The organism is Mesorhizobium sp. M7A.F.Ca.CA.002.09.1.1, assembly GCF_003998555.1.
Lineage (GTDB): Bacteria > Pseudomonadota > Alphaproteobacteria > Rhizobiales > Rhizobiaceae > Mesorhizobium > Mesorhizobium ciceri.
Genome location: NZ_RZRR01001335.1, coordinates 1 through 1,000 on the forward strand (window position 1 = coordinate 1; position 1,000 = coordinate 1,000).

Genomic DNA, 1,000 nt, shown 5'->3' on the forward strand with positions numbered 1-1,000 from the left:
CGCTAACCAGTTGCCTGAGTCGCTTTGCGGTCGCTTGCGGTGTTGCATCGCCAAACAGCATCTGCTCGTCGGGGAAAGTCGGCAATGCGATGTCGGTGGCGGCAAGGGCTTCGACGATCGCTGCCTGTGCATCCTCGCGATTGCGCCAAAGCCGCGGCCGGTAGTTGGGATCGAAGGCGACAAGTGAACCGGCCGAGCGCGCCTTGGCGACAGCCGCCAGCAATACGGCGCGCGCGGCCTCATCCAGAATTGCCAAAGTGATTCCGGAAAAATAGACAAGCGCCTGATTTACCAGGTTTTCCGACAATGCAACCGGGTCTGAGGCGAGCTGCCGCGCGGCGGCGTCGCCGCGCCAGTAGGTGAAGGAACGCTCGGCCCCGGTCAGCGTGATGGCATAGAGGCCAGGCCGTGCGCCCGCTATGATCGGGCTGGAGCCGATGCCGATGCCGTTCTGGCCTAAGAAATCGATCTGGGCTTGCGAGAACGGATCGTCGCCGAAGGCCGAGACATAGGTTGCCGGCCGCTCAGTGCTCAGCGCGTGCAGCGCCCACAGCGTGTTGAACGTGTCGCCGGCAAAGCCCATGCGCCAGTTCGGTCCGGTCTGGCCCGACAGTTCGAGCATGCATTCGCCGATCGAGGCGACGCCGGTTCCCGCCATCTACAATCCTCCAGTGCTTCCCGGTGCTGTAGCTTTTTGCCATCGGCAGCGCCATGCTTGGCAAGCAGGGTTTTTTCCGCCACAGCGTTTTCCCACAGGCTGGCGGGATGCGATCCGTTCGGCAGAGCGTTGTCTGCAGAAGAGGAACCGGTTTGGCATCGATATGGCGTTATCTTCTGGCGGGTCTTGGTCTGGCTGCCTTGCTGGTCGGCATTCTCGCGGTCGTCTTCCTGACGGCGCCGCGTTCGTCGCTGCCAGCCGGCCCGGATGTCGCGCGGACGAAGAAAACCGACAACGGGCTGTACGTGGCGAGTTTCGTGCCGGAACGGGGCGTGGTGCGGC

The 1,000-nt window shown here is 63.4% G+C and carries 1 protein-coding gene and 1 pseudogene; one reads left to right on the forward strand and one right to left on the reverse strand.

Going from position 1 to position 1,000, the window contains the following annotated elements; translation table 11 throughout:
• Window positions 1-658: sugar kinase (locus EN994_RS33015; protein WP_164746506.1), on the reverse strand; the 658-nt coding region annotated here is incomplete at its 3' end.
• Window positions 659-765: 107 nt separating this feature from the next.
• Between EN994_RS33015 and EN994_RS33020 the strand changes: the two are divergent.
• Window positions 766-1,000 (forward strand): annotated as a pseudogene (locus EN994_RS33020) (auxin-binding protein); the annotation flags it as partial.